A 4,873-nucleotide genomic window follows, 5' to 3' on the forward strand; every position below is an offset into this window, starting at 1 on the left:
CGCCATGACCCAGCGCACGCCCACGCCCGAAGGCATCGCCCTCGCCGCCCGCAAAGTGGCCGAAATCCTGCCCCGCACGCCGCTGCTCCCGCTCGAGGTTGATAGCCGAACGATCTGGTGCAAGGCCGAGAGCCTGCAGCCGGTCGGAGCCTTCAAGATCCGCGGCGCCTGGCACCGTCTGTCCGCGCTGAACGACGAGGAACGCGCATGCGGCGTCGTCGGCGTCTCCAGCGGCAATCACGCGCAGGGCGTCGCCTGGGCCGCGCGGCGTCTCGGCATCAGGGCGGCGATCGTCATGCCGGTGGACGCGCCCGAGGTGAAACTGGCCAACACCCGCGCGCTCGGCGCCGAAGTCGTGCTCTACGACCGCCCCGGCGGCGAGGACCGCGACGAAGCCTCGCAAGCCCTCTGCGCCGAGCGCGGCGCCACGCTGGTCCACGCCTATGCCGACCCGTGGGTGATCGAGGGACAGGGCAGCACGGGCCTCGAGATCGCGGCGCAACTGGCCGAGCAGGGCCTTGCCGGGCCGGACCTGATCGTCGCGCCTTGCGGCGGCGGCGGGCTGACGGCGGGGCTCGCCCTCGCCTGCCCCGATGCGCGGATCGTGCCGGTGGAGCCCGAAGGCTGGGACGACGTGTGCCGCAGCCTCGCCGCCGGAACCATCGTGCCGGTCGGCCCCGATGCGCCGCCCACCGCCTGCGACGCGCTGCAGACGCACGCCACCTGGCCAATCAACTTTGCTATTCTCAAGGAACGCTGCCCGTTCGGCCTGGTGGCGACGCCTGCCGAAGTCCGCGCGGCCCAGCGTCTCGCCTTCGCGAAGCTGCGCCTCGTCCTCGAACCGGGCGGCGCGGCGGCGCTGGCGGCGGTGCTGGCGGGCAAGGTGGAGTTGGGGGAGCGCAGCGCCGTCATCCTCTCGGGCGGAAATACCGATGCGGCGGCCTTCGCCAGAGTCTTTTCGTCCCGGGATTGAACGCCTGCTGCCGCAAACTCCCGATGGAACCGGCAACGATTGCGCGATATATTCTCGATACAAGGATAAGAAACTTCGGGAGTATAGCCATGGAAAAGGGAATGCCCGTCCCTGCCTTGAAGCCGTTCAAGATCGTCTTCATCGGCGTGGAACTGTTCTTCATCGGCATCACGCTGGCGGCGCTGGCGGACGTCGTTCTCGGCGAAAACTGGGGACTGGGCTGGAGCGTGTTCTTCATAGGATTCATCGCCAGTGCCTGGGGCGCCGTCGCCTATCCGGTGTTCTGCGGGTGCTGCGGCTGGAACCGCAGCTGAACGCCTGCTAGTACGGTGTCATGGATTTCGACGACCAGCTGCGCCGCTACTTCGCCACCGAAGACCTCTCCACCGTCACCCCCGCCGCAATCGAGGCCGGGGTGGAGCGGATGAAGGTCGATTTCGGCATGGAGCAGGACAAGGGCCGCCGCTTCGCGCTCTGGACCTTCATGTACATCCTCGGCTCCGCGCCCGACCTTGACGTTGCCTTCAAGACCGAGGACGAACGCAACGCCGCGCGCGATTTCATGGACATGATGGCGCAGATGGGCGCGGATTAAACGCGCTCGAAGTAGCTTGCCAGTTCCACGTGGGTCGACCAGCGGAACTGGCCGACCGGACGCAGTTCCACCAGCCGGAAGCCCGCTTCGACCAGCCGCGCCGCATCGCGCGACCAGCTTGACGGGTTGCAGCTGACATAGACCACGCGGCCAACGGTGGAAGCGGCAATGCAGTCCACCTGCTCGCGCGCGCCGGCACGCGGCGGGTCGAGCACGACGGCGGCGAAGCGGCTCAGTTCGTCGGGCTGCAGCGGATTGCGGAACAAGTCGCGGTGGACGCTGAACACCGGCAGCTGCGCGCGGTCGGCGCCCGCCTTGCAGGCATAGTGCACGTCGCGCGCGGCTTCGGCTGCCAGCACCTTGGTTTCCGGCCCGGCCAGCGCGAAGGCGAACGTGCCCAGCCCCGAGAACAGGTCCGCCACCGTCGGCGCCCCAGCCAGCCATTCACGCGCGGCGCTCACCAGTGCCTCCTCGCCGTCGAGCGTCGCCTGCAGGAATGTGCCCGGGGGAAACGGCACTTTGACGCCGCCGAGCGTCACCGTGACGGGCACCGGCTCCCACACCGTCTCGAAGCCATAGCCGCCGTCCATGGTCAAGCGCGCCAGCTTGTGCTCGCGCGCGAAATCCAGCATCGCCTCGGTGGCCGCAAGGCCCTCGGCGGTGAGGCCCTTGACGCCGAGGTCGATGCCCTGGTCCACCAGCGTCATCTCGATGTCGGCGGCCATGCGCGCCTGCACCTTGCCAGGCGCGGGCCTGCCATGGCGCCCCTTCTTGACGGGCGCGGCCTTGCCCATGGTGATGAGCAGCTTGCGCAGCGGCCCCAGCAACGCGACGATCTCGGGCACGAGGACGTGGCATTCCTGCACTTCGACGAGCCGGTGCGACTTCGCCTCGCGGAAGCCGATCACCACGCGCCCGCCCGAGCTTTCCGCGCGCAGCGAGGCCCGGCGGCGCGACGACGGCGGCGAGAGATGCGGCGCGGCGAGCGCCTGCGTCCCCAATTCCTGCGAGGCGGCGGCATTGGCCACCCGCGCCTCGACGAAGGCCGTCAGGCTTTCTTCGTCGAGCTGCTGCAGCTGGCACCCGCCGCAGTGGCCGAAGTGCCGACAAGTCGGCTCGACATGATGCGGCCCCCATTCGAGCGTGTCGTCGATGCGCAGCTTGTCGCCGGGCGCGGCGCCCCAGGCGAAACGGCCGGACGCGGTGACGCCGTCGCCCTTGGAGGCGATGCGCAGGATCTCTTCGGATTCGGTCATGGTCGCGCGCCTATGCTCTCGCTTGGCGCGACTCGCAAGTTACAGGCACGCCGCAAGCGCCAGCGGCACCGCCTCGGCCAGTTGCCCCGCCGTGAACGCAGGCGGGCAAAGCCGCGCCGCCTCGCCGTGTAGCCAGACGCCCTCGCAGGCAGCGTCGAACGGCTCGATCCCTGTAGCGAGACGGCTGGCAATCACCCCCGCCAGCACATCTCCGGTGCCCGCAGTTGAGAGCCACGAGCTTGCCCGCACCGCGCAGGCGAGCCTGCCGTCGGGCGCGGCGATCACCGTATCCGGCCCCTTGGCCACGACCACCATCCCGCTCGCCTCCGCCAGCGCGAGAGCACGCTCGGGCCGCGTCCCCGCACCGTCGAGATCGAAAGCCCGCTCCAGCGCGACGAGTTCGCCTTCGTGCGGCGTGGCGATGACGGAGGCCTCGCGCCCTGCGAGGTGACGCGGCGCCAGCAGAACCAGCGCATCGGCATCGACCACCACCGGCACCCCATCCGCCAGAGCCACCGCCAGCCGTTCGCGCGCGGTCGCATCGCGCCCCAGGCCCGGGCCGACCAGCACCGCCGTGTTGCGATCGTCGGCCAACACCTCGCTCAGCGCACCCTGATCGACGACGAGGTCGGCAGGCACATTGCGCTTGCTCTCGGCGAAGAGCTTCACGTAGCCCGCCCCTGCCCGCTGCGCCGCGATTCCTGCGAGCACCGCCGCGCCGGGCATCGCCCCGCCGACGACCGCCAGCAGCCCGCGCCGGTACTTGTGCGCATCCGCCGCCGGAGCGCGCAACTGCGGTCGCGCGACTGCGAGGGCAGCGCCCCGCACCGCGTCGACGCCGATCGGCACGCGCTGGAGCCGCCCCATCCGGGCGCTAGAAGGCATCAGGAAATGCGCGAATTTCCATGCGCCGAGCGCGATGGTCAGGTCGTAGGCGGGCAAACCCTCACCCAGCAGCATGCCCGAATCGGACTGTACCCCACTCGGCATGTCCACCGCCACACAGCGCGGATGCGTTTCGGCCAGCCGCGTGAGCAAGGCGAGGTGCTCCTGAGACAACGGCCGCGTCAGTCCGGTGCCGAAAAGGCAATCGACCAGCACTTCGCCCTTCGCCTCGGAATCGGTCTCGACCACGTCTCCGCCGAACAGGGCGCGCGCCTTGTGGCAGGCGCCGGTGGCAGGCTCGGCCGCCGCGACGACGACGGCATGGCCACCCCGCTCGCGAATGGCCTCGGCAATGACGTAGCCGTCGCCGCCGTTGTTGCCCGGGCCGCAGAGCACCGTCACCTTGTGCCGCCCCGCCATGCGCCAGATCCATTCGGCAGCGCCACGCCCCGCCACCTGCATCAGCGCATCGACGCTGGTGCCCGCGTCGATCAACGCCTGCTCCGCCGCACGCATCTGCGCGGCCGTAAGAATCTGCCTATCGCGGGGCATCGTGCTTCACCGTCGCGGGAAAGAGGTAGCGATCGGTGCCCACGGTAACGTCGAGCCGGTCGCCGGCAAGGCGCACCTTCGGCGGCGTGGCGCTGTCCTTGGTGGTCACTCCCGCACCGCCCTTCGCGACCGCGAACCGGCGATAACCACCATCGGGATGGTGCACGACAAGCGTGAGCGCACCGTCCTTCTCGACCCGCTCCACCGAGCAGGCGGGCTTGAGTTCGGGCTCTCCTCCCACGGCGCAGTCGATGTGCTCGAGCGCTACGGCAACGGGAGCGGGCTCGTCACTGCGCGAGCAGGCGGCGAGAAGGAGGACGGCACAGGCCAGCGGCGGGAGCTTGGCGATCATGGCATAAATCATAACGCCCGAAACGCTCGGGGCAATGTCAGGCTGCGAGATCACCACATCGTCATTGCACAGCCGGCTCAGACATCCCGAACAAGCTCCCTGGCAAGCCCTTTCGTCCGCCATCCTCAATGCTGAGCCGAAACCGGCCTTTCCGGATGCGCCCCGTTGCGGGCCTTGTTGCATCCTCCCTGTTGCGAAGCAATGGGGAGGGGGACCGCTCGCGCAGCGAGTGGTGGAGGGGGGAAACCCCTCCGTCAGCC

General features: G+C 69.5%; 6 protein-coding genes. 3 read left to right on the forward strand and 3 right to left on the reverse strand.

The window, feature by feature from the left end; all coding sequences use genetic code 11:
- The first annotated feature begins 4 nt into the window (after positions 1 to 4).
- From ACYPYD_RS05485 to ACYPYD_RS05495, 3 genes are all read left to right on the forward strand, one after another.
- Positions 5 to 973, forward strand: coding sequence for a threonine ammonia-lyase (locus ACYPYD_RS05485; RefSeq protein ID WP_459662391.1), 969 nt, complete (start codon positions 5 to 7; stop codon positions 971 to 973).
- 101 nt (positions 974 to 1,074) lie between these two features.
- Positions 1,075 to 1,287 carry a hypothetical protein gene (locus ACYPYD_RS05490; RefSeq protein WP_231958133.1) on the forward strand — a complete coding sequence of 71 codons (213 nt, stop codon included), beginning with the start codon at positions 1,075 to 1,077 and terminating at the stop codon, positions 1,285 to 1,287.
- A 20-nt stretch (positions 1,288 to 1,307) separates the two neighbouring features.
- Positions 1,308 to 1,568: a hypothetical protein gene (locus tag ACYPYD_RS05495; RefSeq protein WP_459662371.1), complete on the forward strand. Its 261-nt coding sequence runs from the start codon at positions 1,308 to 1,310 to the stop codon at positions 1,566 to 1,568.
- On the opposite strand, the gene ACYPYD_RS05500 is transcribed toward ACYPYD_RS05495, so the two are convergent.
- Genes ACYPYD_RS05500 through ACYPYD_RS05510 form a run of 3 tightly spaced genes read right to left on the reverse strand, consistent with a single transcriptional unit; the run spans position 1,565 to position 4,613 of the window.
- On the reverse strand, positions 1,565 to 2,824 hold the full coding sequence (locus ACYPYD_RS05500; RefSeq protein WP_459662372.1) for a class I SAM-dependent RNA methyltransferase: 1,260 nt from the start codon (positions 2,822 to 2,824) through the stop codon (positions 1,565 to 1,567). The two genes, ACYPYD_RS05495 and ACYPYD_RS05500, sit on opposite strands and share 4 nt — an antisense overlap.
- Before the next feature lie 39 nt (positions 2,825 to 2,863).
- Positions 2,864 to 4,261 (reverse strand): NAD(P)H-hydrate dehydratase, encoded by a 1,398-nt coding sequence (locus ACYPYD_RS05505; protein ID WP_459662373.1) that lies wholly within the window; start codon positions 4,259 to 4,261, stop codon positions 2,864 to 2,866.
- Complete coding sequence (locus ACYPYD_RS05510; protein WP_459662374.1) at positions 4,248 to 4,613, reverse strand: hypothetical protein; 366 nt, start codon at positions 4,611 to 4,613, stop codon at positions 4,248 to 4,250. The genes ACYPYD_RS05505 and ACYPYD_RS05510 overlap by 14 nt, the downstream gene beginning before the upstream one ends.
- Positions 4,614 to 4,873: the final 260 nt, after the last annotated feature.

Source organism: Novosphingobium sp. 11B (assembly GCF_054589055.1).